Origin of the sequence: Bradyrhizobium diazoefficiens (assembly GCF_016616885.1) — a bacterium.
Classification (GTDB): Bacteria; Pseudomonadota; Alphaproteobacteria; order Rhizobiales; family Xanthobacteraceae; genus Bradyrhizobium; species Bradyrhizobium diazoefficiens_F.
In genome coordinates, this window is record NZ_CP067102.1 from 1,516,656 (window position 1) to 1,535,312 (window position 18,657).

Below are 18,657 nucleotides of genomic sequence, written 5' to 3' on the forward strand. Positions count from 1 at the left end.
CGACAATCCGGGACGATCCCGGCCGCTCAGCCATGGCCGCCCACCTATCAATAGCAGCTGGGGGATTGGTCAGTTTATCGGAAGCGCAAGAAGAATGTCGGCTTCAGCCGTGAACATGCGCTAGCAGTCTGCTGAAGAACCCGCTCGCCACGGAGAGGGCTTGATGATTCACTTTATCATCCCGATTCGGTGGAGGCGATCATGCGCGGCAGGTTTACGGATCAGGGCGGCCTGTTTTCGTACATCGCGCCGGAAAAGCGTGTGCCAGCGAACCATCCGCTGCGGAAGGTCCGGGAACTTGTCCGGGATGTCTTGAATGATTTGAACCGCAGCCTTGGGAGGCTCTACGCCAGCGAGGGACGTCCTTCGATCCCTCCGGAGCAATTGCTGAGCGCCTTGCTGCTGCAGGTGTTCTACGGCATCCGCTCGGAACGCCAGTTGATGGAACAACTGGACTACAATCTTTTGTACCGCTGGTTCGTGGGGCTGTCGCCGGACGATCCGGTCTGGGATCCGACCACCTTCACCAAGAACCGGGAGCGGCTGCAGAACGGCGATGTGTTCACGAAGTTCATGACCTGGCTTCTGAACCATCCGCAGGTCAAGCCGCTGCTGTCGGACGAGCACTTCTCGGTGGACGGGACGCTGATTGAAGCCTGGGCTTCACAGAAGAGTTTTCGTCCCAAGGACGGCTCCGGCGACGATGATGACGGCGCCAACTTCCACGGCCAGAAGCGCAAGAACGACACCCATGCGAGTACCAGCGACCCGGACAGCAGACTTTATCGCAAGGCGGCCGGACGGGAAGCCAAGCTTTGCTATATGGGCCACGCCACCATGGAGAACCGGCATGGGCTGGCGGTGGCCGGCAGGGTCACGCATGCCAATGGCACCGCCGAACGCCGGGCTTCGGAGATCATGCTGAAGGCGAGACGCAAAGCCGCAGGTCGCCGCATCACGGCCGGTGAGGACAAGGCGTACGATACCGCCGATCATGTCGCCAATCTTCGCGCCATCGGCGTGACGCCGCATGTGACGCAGAACCAAGCCGTCACCAAAACCGGCAAGACCCGCAACAGCGCCATCGACGAACGAACCACGCGGCATCCGGGATATGGCATGTCGCAATCACGCCGGGCGATGATCGAATGCATCTTCGGATGGGGCAAGCAGCACGGCACCATGCGCAAGACCAAATATCGCGGCATCGCGCGCGTCGCCGCCGACTTCCTGCTCAATCTGATCGCCTACAACCTGATCCGCATTCCCAAACTGCTTGCCGCTTAGCCACCCGCGTCAGGGTACACCCAGCACCAGCCTAGGAAATTACAACCAACTCCACCGCGTCGCCCCCAACAACGACCGGCAAGAACACGAAAACTCTCCATTTCAAGGTTTTTCAGCAAACTGCTAGATCGTGATTTCGTCAGATCAATGATGCGTAGCACCGTAACCAAAACGACGCGCGAACCCGACTTGAACTACAAGCTCGACCTCATCCCTATTTCGCAGAGAAAGGTATTCTCATGCCCTCAAGGGCATGGCCTAGCCTCTCGACGATCCTTTCCGAAGTTTCTCGCTTAGTTATCCCGTCGTAAGGACGCGAACGTAGCCACTGCGAACTAGGTGTGTACCCATAAACCCGGCGGCGTCATGTGACTGTTAACTACGCCGCTTTGCTCCTATAACGACCAAGTTCGTGGGGTAGCGCAGTATGTCGCGATGGGCCAACACCGGGCATTAAGTTTGGCTCTATCTTTTATCGTTTGCTCTCTCGATGCCGACGGACCCAAGTGGCTCGACGCTTCGGCCGCTGGTGTGCTGTACAGTCAGTCCGTCACTAATCTCGCCGCCAGACTTGATTGCCGCAGATTGAACTCCAAAAAGGCGGTCAAAAACGACACCAATCAATGCGCCAAATGCAGTTTCCGATGCTCCCAGCCACATCTTGAACTCGTTAACCTGATAGCTTGAGAAGAACGCAAATCGCGCAACGATATAAAGCAAGCTCAAACAGAAAATTGCCACCACTAAGTACATCGTTAGAGCCGCTAGAACGTCCAGGCGTTCGAATGCCCCCGCAGGCGCGGGCGCGGTATTTGCAACCACGTATTTCAAAAACGAGCTGGCATAGATCAGAGTAACTGGCGCAACAATCAGGATACTTCCTATTTGATCTCGAAAGTCGGTGAACCGTGTGGCCACCGCTATACACCCGATGGCCACAACATGGGTCATCAGCACCGACAACCCGCATGCGTAACGGAATGTACGTGCCTGCATTATCAATTCGCCTCGGTGGCTTGTTGTAAAGAAGCAGCTATCGAACTTTTTATTCGGTCTTGGAGCACGCGAATTTCCGAGTCGTGTTCGAGACCTATGTGCTCGAAGAGGTCACTGCGCTCCGGAAAAAGCTCTGCTGTCGTTCTGACCATGGGCTCAAAGTCAATGACTGTGATCTGAGGCTCAAGGTTTCGGCTGAAGCCCAGAGCGACGTAAAATCGATGACGCTCGATCCAATGGGGTGATTTTAGCGCGAGTTCCGAGCTCTTTCCGAGAAGCTCAACCTCGTAGGTGCCAGCTACACTATCAGTGGCAGTTACCAGGTAGCTAACTGACTTGACGTGGTTTGTAACTCTTCCTTCACAGCCGTTCTTGCTTGGCTTTTCATCGTATAGACGAAGAAGAGCTTGGCATATGAGGGGCTCAACTCTTAGGTCGCTTCGAAAAAACCGCCTGAGTGCCTTTGCGTTTGCAATTTGCGGTTCATCTAGCCCACCCGTCACCTCCTCGTCCTCAGTATTGGCCGGAGCCGTTCGAATTCGGCAGTGCTTGTAAATTTTCTGTAGCTCGTAGAGAGACTTTCCGGTTACATCACACGGATCAGACAAGGGCAGCGAAGTCGGCGGGGCAATTTTGATCGTCGACGGTGGTATCCCACCAGTCGTCTCACGCGAGATCGGCACGGTGGGATGAGACGGCCCCGGGCCAGGCAAGCTTTTCAGATCAAAATCTGTCGAGAATGATGGACCCACGCTCACACAGAGAAAGTAAATACCGGCGCCGAAAAATACTCTCCACATATCCTTACGCGCCTCCCGAACCCGAACTCAGGCTGCGATTGCAAGCTAACGACGATCTTAGGCTTTTCTCGCCCGGTTGCACAGCCTGTTTCGGCCCTTCGTCCGCTCCTAGAGCCGGCGTCCGGTTAGGGTCACTTTCGACGGTTTCAGCGGAGATTGTCGGCTGGCTGATGTCCGCTTTTACTCCGTAAGGGTCCGACTGGGACCTGCCCAGAGGCGTTGCGTCCGGTCAGCCCCCTGTGATTCAAGCTTCGAAACTGGGGCTCGAATCATGCACTACGAACTCGCCGATGATGAATGGATCGCAAGCCCATGCTGCCGAACAAGCCGCGTGGCGTTCACGGATTAACGACCATCGAGTCCTCAATGGCATGTTCTGGGTCTTGCGCTCTGGAGCACCTTGGCGTGATCTGCCCGAGATATTTGGTCCGTCCACCACATGCTATAACCGGTTCGTCCGTTGGCGGCGGGCTGATGTCTGGGGCCGCATCATAGACACACTTGCTGCTGCCCAAGATGCCGCTGTCCAAATGATCGACACCTCGATGGTCCGCGTGCATCAACATGGAGCCTACATCACTAGGAATCAGTGCCAATCGATGGGAAGGTCACGCGGCGGCTTGACGAGTAAAATCCACGCGGTGGTCGATAGCAATGGTTTGCCGGTACGGTTGCCGTTGAACCCCGGCGAAGCCCGAAGTTCGGCTGGCCGGAAAACTGCTCTCTCGCCTGAAGCCCGGGTCAATGCCGCTTGCCGACCGCGACTATGACGCCGACTGGACAAGAGACCTGGCCATGAAAAAGGGCTCGTGGGCCAACATCCCCCCGAAAAGCAATCACAGCGATCCGATCTGCTTCAGCCGGTACCTTTATCGCGCTCGCAACCAGGTCGAACGCGTTTTTCAACAGGATCAAACAATGTCGTCGTGTGGCGACGCGCTAGGACAGCTTGCGGGAGACTACCTTGCCTTCGTCCAACTCGCATCTATCCGGCTATGGCTGGCCGCGCCGTTATGAGTCCACGCCCTAACTAATTCGACGAGCTTGGATAACGATTTGAACTCCAGTCCAATTTCGTTTGCACAAATGCTTGCGCATCGATGAAGACGTAAGGTGTCACTAAGTTGTCTGCTTCCATCATGGAACCAAGGTCACCTGACACCGCCAGTTCAGAAACGTTAGCGTCTCAGGAGGCTATAACGTCCCCTTCTCGCGTGAACGCTTCGATGCCTCAAAGTCTCGCCGAAAGATTTTGTTCTCGTAGATCAAGCGCCACGTTGCGGTGGAGCTATCACTTGCCGTGAGACCAAGTTGAATGAAAAGACTGGAGTTATCGAAATTCGTAAACCACCTCGATTGACCGCCGCGTATACCCGCAACGAAGTAGCCCGATTGAGCGTATATCGATTCACCAAGCCTGTGAACTTGAGCGCCTTTTCCGTATTTGTCTGACAGTAGACTGGCTAGCTCGTCGTAGCGAGCCACCGCCGCACTACCTGCCGGGTCTTCGCTGAATGGGCGGCTGGTTATAAGGACACGCCAAAGTTTGTCGTTGAACCCAAACGACAATAAGGCTGCGCTTTGGTCGGCCAGCGCCTTTTCCAACTTCGATGCGAGGTAGCTCTTTCCGAAGTCCGTTCCTTCAACTTCTTTGAGTTCTATCCCTTTGGCTTGAACCTCAGCAGAGGAACTTCCCCAAACAAGACCGATCGGAGCATCTGTTGCGAGCGACTGTGCGTGCGTAGGCGAGGCGAGGCACGATGCTGCGAATGCAATCAGGCCAAGAGCATACTTCATAGCGCGTCACGATCCTTTACGACTTTGCCCGGTGGTTGAGTAGGCTTGCTCGAATTCTCGGTGAGAGTCGGAAGCGACATTGGAATTCCATGCTTTGCGGAGTAAAATTTCAATCGGAGTTGAGATACACTCAACTCGTCAGTTTCTGCCTTCAAAAGAGACATCGCCTGAGCCAGCCCGCCGGAGTACCTCGCGGCCTCAAGCTTAGAGGCGGCAGCCTTCTTCTCTGCCTGCGAGAGCTCTTCAAGGATCATGTTTAGTTCTTGGTCGGATGCGTCGTGAACCGGCCGACCGTCCAGCCGATAATCCAGCGTGATGCGTTTGACGAAAGAAGCTCGTTTTTGGTCGAGCATGGCCAGCGTATTTCGCGCGATTGCGAGCCGAATCTCGATTAGAGATCTGAGAAGTCCCGGTCCGTACTTTTCGCTCTCCTCTTGCGTAGTCGATATCTGTGAGCTGAGAGTGGCCCTGTCTCGATCGATTTCAATGGTTGAGACTTCGGGCTCTTGAAGTACGACCCCAAGGGTCACGCTCAAGGCGACGCTTACGATTGTCAAAATGGCTACTAAGAATTTTTGCACTTTCGCCCCCAAGGCGGCGGATCATTTCGCAACTTATGGAGGTGCACAAGCAAAAAGACAGAAGGCTAGACTTTGGTCGGGCATTTCTCTTGCCGCACACGGCGGATTCTTAATTGCAGCGCGACCATTGTACCGAAGCCCGCTAAACACGGGCCGCAACCTCGATTTTACCGATTTTAGTTACGTGTTTGACGTAGTTCGATTTGCTTTCGTCGCAAGTGTTTCCCTGCCGATTCGGTACGGGGAAACAACGCAAAGCATTACCGCCAGTCAATGATGGCAACCTCGATCTCACGATCGAACGGCGCACTGGCGATCTCGCGCCATTCGTCCGCAGCAGACTCCGACAAGAATGCTCTCAGTCGGATCATGGCCGCTTTTTCCGCCATGATGACGAATGGCGGGTGATGGTAGCGCAAACATGCGTGAGCCGGCTCGAGCTGGTCAAGCGGCGCACGAACCGCCGCACAACCGGTCAGATTGCGGGTGCCTCCGGATTTATACTTAGGGGAATGACACGAGTTTCGAAACCCGGGGAAGCGGGCAGACTGCCGTCACCGACGATCGAAACCGGAGATCTGCCATGCTCACCGCCGCAGCCGCCGGGCCCTCAATCCGCGCGCGTCCGGCCGCTGCGGTTCGGTCAAATTCCTTGCCCGGAGGCCCGCTGGGCTTGATCGGCGCTTCGACGCGCTTTGCGCGCAACGCCGAAATTTACGCCGAAGACGATCCGGCTGAATACCTCTACCAGGTCATCTCCGGGGCGGTGCGAACCTGTCGCACGCTGGATGACGGCCGTCGCCAGATCGGCAGCTTCTATCTGCCCGGCGATATCTTCGACGTCGAGGCCAGCGAGGTGCATCTTGCCTCCGCGGAAGCGATCAGGGAGGCGCATGTCGTGGTCGCCGAGCGCAGCGCCGTAATGGCCCAGGCCGAGTACGAAAAGGATGTTGCCAAACAGCTCTGGTCCCTTGCGGTCCGCGAGCTGCAGCGTATGCACGAGCACTCAATGGTGCTGATGAAGAGCGCGGAAGAACGGGTGGCCGGGTTTCTGTTGGAAATGGCGGGCCGCAACGCTGCCGCTCCTTCCATCGAACTGCCGATGCCGCGTCAGGACATCGCCGACTATCTCGGCTTGACGATCGAGACGGTGTCGCGGACGCTCAGTCAGCTGGCACTGTCCGGAACCATCGCGCTGGAAACCTCGCGCTGTATCGTCCTCCGCAACCGCGTGGAGCTGAGCCGGATCAATGCCTGACAATCGAATCTCCGTCCGCGGTGTTTGCTACCAGCTCTTTCGCCTTGTTGGGGTTGGCCCTGAGCACCGCGTCGTCAATGGGATCGACGCGGTGAATGGCTCGAAAAGGCGAGATAGTTACCATCTCAGGCGTGCCGGGGACCTCCGCAATCAGCCCCCTGGACTTTTTGCCGGTCACCCGGCAAATCGAACAGAATAGGGCGCCATCGCGCGCTGGTCATTCGTCACTCTCAAGCGCGACGAGATTTAAGATGAATCACCATCGCGGTTTAGATTGTTGTTTGAGGATCGTCTCCGCGCAAACGCATTCCGCGTTTGCCGGGAAGTCCGCGGCACAGTTTTCCCGATCATGCTCCACGCGCATGACTGCCCGGGCGCTGCGCTCATCTGCCGTCGTAAAAGCGGCTCGAGAATTGGCCCCAATTTGATCTGCGCAATCTGCGCTGACCACTGAAACCCCATGATCATGAGCAAGCGCAAAACCCTCATCCTCACGTTCCTGCTCCTGTCCAGGGCGGCCTCGGCTGCAGATCTTGTCGGACAGGCCAGTGTCATCGATGGTGATACGCTGGACATACATGGAACCCGCATCCGGCTTTGGGGTGTCGACGCGCCGGAAAGCAATCAGCTGTGCCGGGGTGCTGACAGCAATTTGTATCGCTGCGGCGCCAAGACGGCCAACGAACTCGATATTTTCATCGCCCGACGTCCGGTGAGTTGCACCTCGGTTTCTGCAGACCAATATGGGCGTACGGTCGCGACATGTGTTGTCGGGGCTGCCGACCTCGGGGAATGGCTGGTCAGCAATGGTCTCGCGCTGGATTGGCCGCGATATTCCCACGGCCGCTATTCCGCCGCGCAGCGCGATGCGGATCGTTCAGGTCGTGGGATGTGGGCTGGGAGCTATGTGGAGCCCTGGCTGTACCGCGCATGCATTCGGTCGGGCGGCACGCCGGCAAATTGTTCGGATGACGCTAACGCACATCCTTGAGTGATCCCGGAGCGAATCAAAGCCCGCGCAGCTTGGCCGCAAAAATCAACATTGTTGGCTAGAGCGTTTTTCGAGCGAAGTGGATGCCGGTTCGCGCCAAGAGAACGGGTCAAAACAACAATCTAGAGCCCCTTCCGATTCCATCGGACGGGAAATGGCTCTAGCTGGCGCAAATTGGGCGACTCGGGGTAAGCCTTGTCCTCGATCTCACGGTTGAGCAAAGGACGAAGATGGTTGCAGCTGCCCGAGAATTGCCAGCTTCAGGATACGCGCTCGAAGTAGATGGCCGCCTCAAGGCCGAATTTGCGACCAAGGATGGGGCCAAGAGCGGTGCGAAAGAGCTGAAGAAGCGTTTTCCAATGCTTCGGATCAGAATCTATGACGCAGAGACGAAGACTCGCGAGGAGATCTAAAGCGGGATTGATCAGGCCGAATCGCCATCACGCTCTTAGTTTTAATTTGAGCATGATCTCTGCGCAAACGCACTTCACGTTTGTCGCGGCGGAAAACCCCACTTTTTTCAAGCCCTGGTTTCCAGGCGCCTGATCGTTCCATCTGCATGGGATTTTGCCGTGCGTCTCCCTGCGGGACCGGGCTGTCGGCTGCGCTGAAACCCCGACCTTCGGCCGGGTTTTCACCCATTCGGGCTTCCATCCCTGACGCGAAGGCCGGAGCTCGTCCGAGCTCGCAGCGGCACGCCGCTCCTGCAACAGACACAACGCTTCCGCAACAAACATTGAGAGTGAGAGGGCTGGCCGGGTTCGGCCGCGACGGGTTGGAGCTGCGAGAGAGGCTTGCAGCGCCCGTCGCGAAAGATCCGCGATGTCCAGACATTCTCGCCCGCGCGCCGGTCAGGACCGGACAAGCCTTTATGACGAAATCACCGACAAGATCATCGCCGAGCTGGAGGCCGGCCGCGTGCCCTGGGTTCAACCCTGGGGGACGGAGGCTGCAAAGGCGCCGCTGTCGATGCCAAGGAACGCCGCGTCCGCCCGGCCCTACAGCGGCATCAACGTTCTCATCCTCTGGGGGGCGGTGATCGAGCGCGGTTTTTCGGGCCAAAGCTGGCTGACCTTTCGCCAGGCGCTTGCGCTCGGTGGTCATGTCCGCAAGGGCGAGCGCGGCATAACCGTGGTCTATGCCGACCGCTTCGTGCCGGCCGACGAACGGCGCCGTGCGCGTGAGACGGGCGAAGAGGCGCAAGCCGTTCCATTCCTGAAGCGGTTCACCGTCTTCAACACCGATCAATGCGACGGATTGTCCGCCGACGTCGCCACCACCGCGCCAATGCCGCTGCCGGGCATGATCGAGCCGCAGGTCGAGGCCCTGATCAAGGCAACCAGCATCGACTTTCGCATCGGCGGCAATCGCGCCTTCTATATGCCGGCAGAAGATTATGTGCAGGTGCCGCCGCCGGCGGCCTATTTCGAACCGATCAATTGGCACCGGACCGCGCTGCACGAGCTTGGCCATGCCAGCGGTCATCCTTCGCGCCTCAACCGCGATCTCGGCGGTTCCTACGGCACGAAAAAATACGCGTTCGAGGAATTGATTGCGGAATTGTGCGCCGCGTTTTCCTGCGCTTCACTCGGCATCGTGCCGACGGTGCGGCACGCCGACTATATCGGCTCCTGGCTGGAAGTCCTGCGCGAGGACAACCGCGCGATCGTGCGGGCGGCCTCGCAGGCGAGCAAAGCCGCGGACTATCTGCTTGGCTTCCTGCCAGGAGATCATCCAACTGCTTCCGCCGATGGTGCCGACGCAGATCAGGAGGCGGCGTGAGCGGAGCTTAGCTCGCGAAACAGAGGAAGAGGGCGGCGCCGAGCGCCACGACGGGTTGGAGGTCGAGAGAGAGGCTTTCGGCCGCCCGTCGTGGAGACGAAACATGACAAAGGCAGTCCAAAAGATCACGCTGTCGCCCTCGCGTGACATTCCCTTTAACAAGCTGGTGCTGAGCCAGTCCAACGTTCGGCGCGTCAAGGCGGGCGTCTCGATCGAGCAGCTTGCCGAGAGCATCGCCCAGCGCACGCTGCTGCAAAGCCTCAATGTCCGCGCCATCGTGGACGCAGACGGCAATGAGACCGGCATGTTCGAGGTGCCGGCCGGCGGGCGGCGCTACCGTGCTCTCGAGCTCCTGGTTAAGCAGAAGCGCATGTCCAAGACCCAAGCCGTGCCCTGCGTCGTTCGCGAGGGAGGCATCGCGGAAGACGATTCGATCGCAGAGAACGATGAGCGGGTCGGGCTGCATCCGCTCGACCAGTTTCGCGCATTCCAGATACTGCGAAACCTCGGCATGAGCGAAGAGGACATTGCCGCGCGGCATTTCGTGGCGCCGGCGATCGTCAAGCAGCGCCTGCGCCTGGCGTCGGTCTCGCCGAAGCTGCATGAGGTCTATGCCGAGGACGGCATGACGCTGGAGCAGCTGATGGCGTTCTCGGTGAGCGGCGATCACACTCGCCAGGAGCAGGTCTGGGACAATGTCAGCCGGTCCGGCTATGACGAGCCGTACCAGATCCGCCGCATGCTGACCGAGAACACCGTGCGTGGGTCCGATCGCCGTGCGCAATATATCGGCATCGAGGCTTACGAGCGCGCCGGTGGTCCGGTCCTGCACGATCTGTTCGAGCATGACGACGGTGGCTGGCTCCAGGACGTGGCACTGCTCGATCGTCTTGTCACGGAGAAGCTCAAGCAAGACGCCGAGGTGATTGCGGCGGAGGGGTGGAAGTGGGGTTCGGTGGCCGTCGATTTTCCATTTGGCCACACCAGCGGCTTGCGGGAATTGGAGGGAACGCCGGCCTCGCTCAGCATCGAGGAGCAGGGCACGATCGATGCGCTCAATGCCGAGCATGGCAGGCTCGAAGCCGAGTATCAGGATGCTGACGAACTGCCCGAGGCCGTCGACCAGCGCCTTGGCGAGATCGAGGCGGCATTGCTCGCGTTCGAGGATCGGCCAATGATCTACGATCCGGCCGACATCGCCCGCGCCGGCGTTTTCATCAGCATCGATTCCGACGGACGGCTCGCGGTGGATCGCGGCTACGTCCGCCCGGAGGATGAACCAACGGTCGATGCCGACCCCGGACAGGGCAGCGCAACGGTTGACGGCGAGAATGCCGTTGGTCCGGTGCAGCGTACGGCCATCACCGTCGGCGGTGCGCCAAGCGAGCCGGCGGAAGAGGATGAGGACGATGCTGCAAGACCGCTGCCGGATCGTCTGATCACCGAACTGACAGCGCATCGAACGCTGGCGTTGCGCGACGCGCTCGCCGAGCATCCGTCGATCGCGTTTTTGGCGGTGCTGCACAGTTTCGTGCTGGCAACCTTTTACCGGTTCGCATCATCCGCCAGTTGCCTCGAGATCGCGGTGCACACGCCGGCATTTCCGGCCCAGGCTCCGGGCTTGAAGGACAGCGCGCCGGCCAAGGCCATCGACACCAGGCACGAAGCCTGGAAAGCGCGGCTGCCCAACGATGCGAAGGCGCTTTGGGATACGCTCTCCGCATTGGACGGCAATGCGCAAGCAGCCCTGTTCGCCCATTGCGCGTCGTTCTCGGTCAACGCGCTCTATGAACCGGTGAACCGCTATGCTCAGGGGCGGGTATCGGCTGATGGGCTCGCGCGCAGGCTCGCCCAGGCCGACGTGCTGGCACGGGCGGTCGGGCTCGACATGGTGCAGGCCGGCTGGAGGCCGACCGTCGATAATTATCTCGGCCGCGTCACCAAGCCACGTATTCTGGAGGCGGTGAGGCAAGCAAAGGGCGACGCCTCCGCAGAACTAATCGACCATCTGAAGAAGGCCGATATGGCCCGCGAGGCCGAGCGCCTTCTCGAGGGCACGGGATGGCTGCCGGAGCCACTGCGCCTCACTGACGCTCTCCAATCGCCAGAGCAAGACGCAGTCGCGGGTCCGCTTCCCGAGTTCCTCGCCGGCGATGAGGACGGTAGCGGCGCCGCAGACGACGTTCAGCCACACGGCATTGCCGCTGAATGAGTCCGGTAGCCTTCGAACTTGCGTCCGAAGCCCGGCATCAGCCGGGCTTCTCATTTTGGAATGCGGCTCCGTCGCGCTGAGCCTTGCGCGCGGCGTGGCCCGCGTCCTCCGCCCGCGGTGGAGGCAAGAGGTGAGCAGAGTGAGAGATCGGCCGGGACAGGTTTGAGCCGGTCGGGCCTTAGAGAGCGCCCGTCGGCCTGACCGTTCCCGCTCTCCTCGAAAGCTCAAGTGTCATGATCAATCTGTCCTGCTCCGCGACCGCCGCGGCTGCGTCCTCGATCGCCCAGGCCGCGCGGCTCATCCTCTGCGACCTCGAACACGGGCGGCGCATCGATGCCGCAAGTGTTCTGCGTTCGGCGATGGAAGGCGCCTTCGGCGGCTCGGATGCCGCCGGTGCTTGGCATTGGAAAGCCGCCTATGAGGCCTGTGAAGCCGCAACCGTTCTTTTCCTGCGCAAGCACGGCGCCGCCATGCGGACCAAGGCGGGATCGCCGGCTGCATTGCTCTCGATGCTGGCCAAGGTCGCCAGCCTGCTTCCAACTCATACGCGCAGGTCCGAAGAAAGCGAGGCGCTTCAGCAATTCTCGACGCCGATCCCGCTCGGCTTCATCGCCTGCACCGCCGCCGGCGTTACCAACACAGACCTCGTGCTGGAGCCCTCGGCGGGCACAGGTCTTCTCGCCATCCTCGCTCAGATCTCCGGCGGCACACTTGCGCTGAACGAGCTCGCCGAGACGCGCGCCGGGCTGCTCGATCTGCTGTTTCCCAACGTGAGCGTCACGCGCTACGACGCGGCGCAGATCGACGATCATCTCGAGACCGCTGTTGCCCCGAGCGTCGTGCTGATGAATCCGCCATTTTCGGCTCTGCCCAATGTGGACCGGCGAATGGCGGACGCAGCCCTGCGCCATCTCTCCTCGGCATTGGCCAGGCTTCGCGACGGCGGTCGCCTCGTCGCGATCACCGGCGCAAATCTCGCGCCCGACAATCCAGCGTGGACCGACGCCTTCATCCGTCTTCAGGAGCGCGGCCGCGTGGTGTTCTCGGCAGCGATTGCAGGGGCGGTTTTTGCCAAGCACGGGACGGCGATCGAGACGCGGCTCACTGTCATCGACAAGCAGTCCGCGCCGGACGGAAGCGTCCTTCCAGAATGTCTGGGTGTGGCGCCGGACGCAGCCACGCTGCTGGCATGGGTCATCGAACATGTGCCGCCGCGGCTTCCGATCACGTCACCTGTTCTCGCTCCGGTCAGCTCGCCCGGACCGGTTCGGCGATCCGCTCCCGCCTTCACGATGCGGCCCTCGCCTGGACAGCGGCTCGATGATCCGCAGAGCATTGAGCTCACCTACCAGACGGTCGACTGGACTCCTCCGGACGGAGCTCATCTGACCGATGCCCTCTATGAGGACTACACCCTGCAATCGATCCGCATTCATGGATCGCAGCCGCATCCGACCAAACTGGTGCAGTCCGCCGCGATGGCCTCGGTTGCTCCACCGAAGCCGTCGTACCGGCCCCATCTTCCGGAGAACGTTGTCGCAGACGGCCTGTTGTCGGACGCCCAGCTTGAAAGCGTGATCTACGCCGGCGAAGCACACGCGGCCTTCCTTGCAGGCGCCTGGAGGGTCGACGCGACCTTCGACGTTGTCGCAGCTGCGCGCGACGACGCTCCAGATGCCGTCCGCTTCCGCCGCGGCTGGTTTCTGGGCGACGGCACCGGGGCGGGCAAGGGCCGGCAGGTCGCCGGTATCCTGCTCGACAACTGGCTGAAGGGCCGGCGCCGGGCGGTCTGGATCTCCAAGAGCGACAAGCTGATCGAGGACGCACAGCGCGACTGGTCGGCGCTCGGCATGGAGCGGCTCCTGGTCACGCCGCTCTCACGCTTCCGCCAGGGCACCCCGATCCGGCTGTCGGAAGGCATCCTATTTACCACCTACGCTACGCTGCGCAGCGATGAGCGCGGCGAAAAGCTTTCGCGTGTCCGGCAGATCGTCGAATGGTTGGGCTTCGATTTCGACGGAGTGGTGGTGTTCGACGAGAGCCACGCCATGCAAAACGCGGTGGGCGGCAAGGGCGAGCGCGGCGAGCAGGCCGCCTCGCAGCAGGGACGTGCAGGCCTGCGGCTGCAGCACGCCCTGCCCAATGCACGGATGGTCTACGTGTCCGCGACCGGCGCCACGACCGTTCACAACCTCGCTTATGCCCAGCGTCTCGGCTTGTGGGGCGGCGAAGACTTTCCGTTCGCCACGCGCGCCGAATTCGTCGAGGCGATCGAGGCGGGCGGTGTCGCGGCGATGGAGGTTTTGGCACGCGACCTCAAGGCGCTTGGTCTGTATGCGGCGCGTTCGCTTTCCTACGAAGGCGTCGAATATGAACTGATCGAGCATGAGCTCACCCCCGAACAGATCCGCATCTATGACGCCTATGCGGCCGCGTTCAGCATCATCCACAACAATCTCGATGCCGCAATGCGGGCGGCCAACATCACCGGCGAGACCGGGACCTTGAACGCCCAGGCAAAGTCGGCGGCCCGGTCGGCCTTCGAGTCCGCCAAGCAGCGCTTCTTCGGCCATTTGCTGACATCGATGAAGACGCCGTCCTTGATCTGCGCGATCGAGCGCGATCTCAGGGAGGGGCATGCCGCCGTCGTCCAGATCGTGTCGACCGGCGAAGCGCTGATGGAGCGCCGGCTCGCAGAGATTCCGACCGAGGAATGGGCGGATGTCCAGGTTGACATCACGCCGCGCGAATACGTGCTCGACTACCTCGCCCATTCCTTCCCGGTCCAGCTCTACGAGCCTTTCACCGACTCCGAAGGCAATCTCTTCTCCCGGCCCGTGTACCGTGATGGTCAGTCCGTGGAGAGCCGGGACGCCGTCGCACGCCGCGACCGGCTGATCGAGAAGCTTGCTTCGCTTGCGCCCGTGCCCGGCGCGCTCGACCAGATCGTCCAGCGCTTTGGCACCGACAGCGTCGCCGAAGTCACCGGGCGCTCACGCCGGATCATCCGCAAACACGACCGCCTGATGGTCGAGAACCGCGCCGGTTCGGCGAACCTCGCCGAAACCGCGGCCTTCATGGACGATCTCAAGCGCATCCTCGTCTTCTCGGATGCCGGCGGCACCGGGCGCAGTTATCACGCCGAGCTGTCGGCGCGGAATCGCCGTCTGCGGGTGCACTACCTGCTCGAACCCGGCTGGAAGGCCGATGCGGCCATCCAGGGGCTCGGCCGGACCAACAGGACCAATCAGGCCCAGCCGCCGCTGTTTCGTCCCATTGCGACCGACGTGAAGGCCGAGAAGCGCTTTCTCAGCACGATTGCGCGCCGCCTCGACACGCTCGGCGCGATTACCCGCGGTCAGCGTCAGACCGGGGGCCAGGGGCTGTTTCGGCCCGAGGACAATCTCGAAAGCATCTACGGCCGTGATGCTCTGCGCCAACTCTACCTGCTCCTGGTTCGGGGCAAGGTGGATGGTTGCTCTCTCGAGATGTTCGAGAATGCGACCGGGCTGAAGCTCGTCGACTCCAATGGCATGCGGGATGACCTGCCGCCGATCACGACCTTCCTCAACCGTCTGCTGGCGCTGACCATCGAGCTGCAAAACGTGCTGTTCACCGCCTTCGAGCAGCTGCTGACGGCGCGGATCGAAGGCGCAATCGCGTCCGGAATCTATGATGCGGGCCTCGAGACCCTTCGTGCCGAAAGCTTTGCCGTCACAGCTCGGCGCACAATCTACACCCATCCCGCCACCTGCGCCGAGACACGGCTGCTCACGATCGTCCAGCGCGAACGCAACCGGCCGCTCACTCTGGTTGATGCCCTCGGCCTTCTATCGGACTGCCGCGCGGCCCTGCTGGTCAACGAGCGTTCCGGCCGCGCGGCCGTGCAAGTCCCCGCTCCAAGCCTGATGCTGGACGACGGCAATATCGAGCAGCGCGTCAAATTGGTCCGGCCGATGGAAAGCCACGCTGTCCCGTCCAAGGCCATGGGCGAGAGCCATTGGATCGAGACAGGCCGCGAGCAATTCCGCGCAGCCTGGACAGCTGAGCTTGCAGACCTGCCGGAGTTCACCGAGAGCACGATCCACGTCGTCGCCGGGCTCCTCCTGCCGATCTGGAAACGGCTGCCAAACGAGTCGACCCGCGTCTACCGCCTCCAGACCGACGCCGGCGAGCGGATCATTGGGCGGAAGGTCTCGTCCGCCTGGGTCGCCAACGCGCTGCTGAGCGAGCGGCCGACGCTCAAACCCGAAGACGTCTTCGCCGCCTTGCTCGAAGGCCGCGCGCTCGTCGAGCTTGCGCAAGGCCTGACACTGCGGCGCGTCCGCGTCATGGGTGCGCATCGCATCGAGCTCGCGGACTTCAACGACACCATGCGCGAGCGCTTACGGACCTATGGACTGTTCAGTGAGATCATCTCCTGGAAGCTGCGCCTGTTCGTGCCCACCGATGCAAGCGGGGCCGTCGTGCTTGGCAAGGTGCTCGAATGCTACCCGGTCGAGCGCATCTGCGAGCGCGAGGCCGCCTGATGCGGCGCGATGCTTTCGAACGGGCATGCCGCCTCGTGCGCGAGGCCGAGGCTGTGTGCCGCCACTCTCGCTGCAACCGCAAGCGCGAGCGACGCGACTGGCTGCCGGGCGATGTCCACAACCGGCCTGGCCGCTCTTTGTTCGTACGACTCTACGATTCGCACGAAGCATCGGCCGGCAAGTGGAGCCAACATGGTGCGCGGCCGATGATGGTGCGCGTTTGCGCCTGGGCGCTGTCTCACAGACGATCGACAGCGTCTCCGCGACCTGCTGGCAGCGCAGTGCGGGAGGTTGCGTGATGACCCGCGATGCTTCCGAACTGGCGCGCCGGCTCGCCCGTGAGGCCGAGGCGGTCTGCCGCCACTACCTGTCCAATGGACGGCGCCAGGGCCGCTATTGGATCGTCGGCGACGTCCGCAATACGCCCGGCCGCTCGATGTTCGTCCGGCTCAGCGGACCGGAGTGTGGTCCCGGCGCCGCCGGGCATTGGACCGATGCTGCCTCCGGCGAACATGGGGATCTCCTCGACGTGATCCGCGAGAGCTGCGGTTTCGTCGAGTTTCGCGATATCGCAGGCGAGGCACGACGCTTTCTGCGTCTGCCGCGCGCCGAACCGCGCCGCAGCCTAAAGCCCGTTCGCACACCCGTCCCCGCCGGATCGGTCGAAGCGGCACGGCGGCTCTTGGCCATGTCGCAGCCGATCCGCCGAACGCTGGTCGAGACCTACCTCGGCAATCGCGGCATCAAGGCTGTCCACGATGCGGGCGCGCTGCGGTTTCATCCGCGCAGCTACTATCGCCCGGACGACGGTTCGCCGACTGAGACCTGGCCGGCGATGATCGCCGCCGTGACCGATCTTGCCGGTCGCATCACCGGCGCACATCGCACCTGGCTCGCGCCGGACGGCTCTGGCAAGGCGCCGGTCGACACGCCCCGACGGGCCATGGGCGGTCTCCTCGGCCATGCCGTGCGCTTTGGCACAGCCGGCGACGTTCTCGCTGCCGGCGAAGGCATCGAGACGATGCTGTCGCTGCGCTGTGCGCTGCCTGCCATGCCGATGGCCGCCGCGCTCTCGGCGAACCACCTGGCCGCCCTTCTGCTTCCGCCGACGCTGCGTCGGCTCTACATCGCCCGCGACGCCGACGCCGCGGGTGACACGGCGGTCGCGGCATTGACGCAATGCGCGGAAGCCGCGGGCATCGAGGCGCTCGTCCTGTCTCCGCGCACGGGCGACTTCAACGAGGACCTGCATGCATTCGGGCTCGACGCCCTGCGGGCGGCACTGCGCATCCAACTCGCGCCGCAGGATGTCGTTCGCTTTATGCTGTTCGCCGATGCCGGGACGGTTTGACTGATCCACCTGCGGCGCCGCCGGCAATTGGGCAGATCATGTTGTGTTGTCGATGATGTTGCGGACCGCAGTCGGGTTTGGAAGAGCGCTCCAGCGGGCCTTGCCCACCTCTGCCGAGATGCGAGGCGCAATCACTCGGCAGCGATCTGAGGTGCAGCGACCGTGGCACTACCGAATTTGGTAGGTCGCCTTTGACCAAAGCGGATCAGTTGATGGTCGTAATCGACAAGCGGCTTGTGCTACGCGACGCCTGATGAAAGGGATATCTGATGGCCTGGCTATACATACTTCTGGCGGACGTGTTCGAGATCGCATGGCCCTTCGTTTTGAAGCGCTCGGTCGGGCTTTCGAAATGGACAACAGTTTTATCGGGGGTCGTCTTCGCTCTTCCTATTTTTCTTCTGTTGGGTGAATCCGTGAAGTGCTTGCCCGCTTCGACGGTTTATGCGGCCTTCGCCGGAATTGCGACCGTGGGAACAGCGATTGTCGGTATTGCGTTTTTCGGTGAGAGTGCAAATCTTGCTCGCCTCTGTTCTGTCATGCTGGTTGTTGTCGGTCTGGTCGGCGTGAAGCTCTTTTCGGAATAGTCTGCACTTGCACCATTCGTGAACGGATCAAGCCCATGGAGAACCGAATGCGGCTGTCGTGTGCGATCGAAGCGCGCATTTTGCCGCAGTTGGCGCCCTATGGAAAAACGCATTCCTGATGACAAGACTTGGAATGTCGCTCCCGCAGACACCCCGCACAAGATCCGCTTCCAGCCGGCTCTCATGTCGCTGGACTCGAAGGAAATCTGGTCGTTGATTCCGTCAGGGCTGGTGACGGTGGACATCGAGGCGGGATCGTTCGGGTCGCTGCTGAAGTCTCGCCGGAAAAGCGATAGCGCTGGCGCTCATTGCTGCTGCCGAAGAGCAACTTACGATATCGGCTGCGTCAAAGTCATCTCCAGGTGGTCGAATCCAACTCAGCCTTGGGTGCGCAACTCGTGCCTGAGGATATCGCCGGCATTTTGGCGCGTCCGAGGTCGCTACGGGAATGCGCCAGGCAATTTGAACGCGCTATCGTCATGACCG

At 61.2% G+C, this 18,657-nt stretch carries 13 protein-coding genes and 1 pseudogene; 10 read left to right on the top strand and 4 right to left on the bottom strand.

All coding sequences use genetic code 11. The annotated features are described in order from the left end of the window. Window positions 1–201 precede the first annotated feature (201 nt). On the top strand, window positions 202–1,287 hold the full coding sequence (locus JJC00_RS07040) for an IS5 family transposase (RefSeq protein ID WP_200474008.1): 1,086 nt from the start codon (window positions 202–204) through the stop codon (window positions 1,285–1,287). Window positions 1,288–1,752: 465 nt separating this feature from the next. Here JJC00_RS07040 and JJC00_RS07045 read toward each other — a convergent pair whose 3' ends face one another. Both JJC00_RS07045 and JJC00_RS07050 read right to left on the bottom strand, forming a co-directional pair. Further along, a complete protein-coding gene (locus tag JJC00_RS07045; RefSeq protein ID WP_200471963.1) occupies window positions 1,753–2,283 on the bottom strand; it encodes a hypothetical protein in 531 nt (176 codons plus the stop codon). 2 nt (window positions 2,284–2,285) lie between these two features. Further along, window positions 2,286–3,083: a hypothetical protein gene (locus JJC00_RS07050; RefSeq protein ID WP_200471964.1), complete on the bottom strand. Its 798-nt coding sequence runs from the start codon at window positions 3,081–3,083 to the stop codon at window positions 2,286–2,288. A 271-nt stretch (window positions 3,084–3,354) separates the two neighbouring features. On the opposite strand from JJC00_RS07050, the pseudogene JJC00_RS07055 reads away from it, so the two are divergent. After that, a pseudogene (locus JJC00_RS07055) lies at window positions 3,355–4,113 on the top strand (IS5 family transposase). Window positions 4,114–4,277: 164 nt separating this feature from the next. Here JJC00_RS07055 and JJC00_RS07060 read toward each other — a convergent pair. Then, window positions 4,278–4,880, bottom strand: a complete 603-nt coding sequence (locus JJC00_RS07060; RefSeq protein WP_200471965.1) for a hypothetical protein — start codon at window positions 4,878–4,880, stop codon at window positions 4,278–4,280. After that, complete coding sequence (locus JJC00_RS07065; protein WP_200471966.1) at window positions 4,877–5,461, bottom strand: hypothetical protein; 585 nt, start codon at window positions 5,459–5,461, stop codon at window positions 4,877–4,879. The genes JJC00_RS07060 and JJC00_RS07065 overlap by 4 nt, the downstream gene beginning before the upstream one ends. A 583-nt stretch (window positions 5,462–6,044) precedes the next feature. On the opposite strand from JJC00_RS07065, the gene JJC00_RS07070 reads away from it, so the two are divergent. From JJC00_RS07070 to JJC00_RS07105, 8 genes are all read left to right on the top strand, one after another. After that, a complete protein-coding gene (locus tag JJC00_RS07070) occupies window positions 6,045–6,719 on the top strand; it encodes a helix-turn-helix domain-containing protein (RefSeq protein WP_200471967.1) in 675 nt (224 codons plus the stop codon). Window positions 6,720–7,185: 466 nt separating this feature from the next. Then, window positions 7,186–7,710 (top strand): thermonuclease family protein, encoded by a 525-nt coding sequence (locus tag JJC00_RS07075; protein WP_246774255.1) that lies wholly within the window; start codon window positions 7,186–7,188, stop codon window positions 7,708–7,710. A 230-nt stretch (window positions 7,711–7,940) separates the two neighbouring features. Further along, window positions 7,941–8,123: a hypothetical protein gene (locus tag JJC00_RS07080; protein WP_200471969.1), complete on the top strand. Its 183-nt coding sequence runs from the start codon at window positions 7,941–7,943 to the stop codon at window positions 8,121–8,123. 409 nt (window positions 8,124–8,532) lie between these two features. Further along, window positions 8,533–9,492 carry an ArdC family protein gene (locus tag JJC00_RS07085; RefSeq protein WP_200471970.1) on the top strand — a complete coding sequence of 320 codons (960 nt, stop codon included), beginning with the start codon at window positions 8,533–8,535 and terminating at the stop codon, window positions 9,490–9,492. Between the two features lie 103 nt (window positions 9,493–9,595). Then, a complete protein-coding gene (locus JJC00_RS07090) occupies window positions 9,596–11,704 on the top strand; it encodes a ParB/RepB/Spo0J family partition protein (protein ID WP_200471971.1) in 2,109 nt (702 codons plus the stop codon). A 233-nt stretch (window positions 11,705–11,937) separates the two neighbouring features. Then, window positions 11,938–16,233 (top strand): bifunctional class I SAM-dependent methyltransferase/DEAD/DEAH box helicase, encoded by a 4,296-nt coding sequence (locus JJC00_RS07095; protein ID WP_200471972.1) that lies wholly within the window; start codon window positions 11,938–11,940, stop codon window positions 16,231–16,233. Window positions 16,234–16,531: 298 nt separating this feature from the next. After that, window positions 16,532–17,584 (top strand): DUF7146 domain-containing protein, encoded by a 1,053-nt coding sequence (locus tag JJC00_RS07100; RefSeq protein ID WP_200471973.1) that lies wholly within the window; start codon window positions 16,532–16,534, stop codon window positions 17,582–17,584. A gap of 269 nt (window positions 17,585–17,853) precedes the next feature. Then, entirely contained in the window at window positions 17,854–18,171 is a 318-nt protein-coding gene (locus JJC00_RS07105) for a DMT family transporter (protein ID WP_200471974.1), read from the top strand. The last annotated feature ends 486 nt before the right edge of the window (window positions 18,172–18,657 follow it).

Coding starts and splice junctions, on each gene's coding strand:
- JJC00_RS07040 (WP_200474008.1), top strand. CDS start 202: ATGCGCGGCAGGTTTACGGATCAGGGCGGCCTGTTTTCGTACATCGCG.
- JJC00_RS07045 (WP_200471963.1), bottom strand. CDS start 2,283: ATGCAGGCACGTACATTCCGTTACGCATGCGGGTTGTCGGTGCTGATG.
- JJC00_RS07050 (WP_200471964.1), bottom strand. CDS start 3,083: ATGTGGAGAGTATTTTTCGGCGCCGGTATTTACTTTCTCTGTGTGAGC.
- JJC00_RS07060 (WP_200471965.1), bottom strand. CDS start 4,880: ATGAAGTATGCTCTTGGCCTGATTGCATTCGCAGCATCGTGCCTCGCC.
- JJC00_RS07070 (WP_200471967.1), top strand. CDS start 6,045: ATGCTCACCGCCGCAGCCGCCGGGCCCTCAATCCGCGCGCGTCCGGCC.
- JJC00_RS07075 (WP_246774255.1), top strand. CDS start 7,186: ATGAGCAAGCGCAAAACCCTCATCCTCACGTTCCTGCTCCTGTCCAGG.
- JJC00_RS07080 (WP_200471969.1), top strand. CDS start 7,941: ATGGTTGCAGCTGCCCGAGAATTGCCAGCTTCAGGATACGCGCTCGAA.
- JJC00_RS07085 (WP_200471970.1), top strand. CDS start 8,533: ATGTCCAGACATTCTCGCCCGCGCGCCGGTCAGGACCGGACAAGCCTT.
- JJC00_RS07090 (WP_200471971.1), top strand. CDS start 9,596: ATGACAAAGGCAGTCCAAAAGATCACGCTGTCGCCCTCGCGTGACATT.
- JJC00_RS07095 (WP_200471972.1), top strand. CDS start 11,938: ATGATCAATCTGTCCTGCTCCGCGACCGCCGCGGCTGCGTCCTCGATC.
- JJC00_RS07100 (WP_200471973.1), top strand. CDS start 16,532: ATGACCCGCGATGCTTCCGAACTGGCGCGCCGGCTCGCCCGTGAGGCC.
- JJC00_RS07105 (WP_200471974.1), top strand. CDS start 17,854: ATGGCCTGGCTATACATACTTCTGGCGGACGTGTTCGAGATCGCATGG.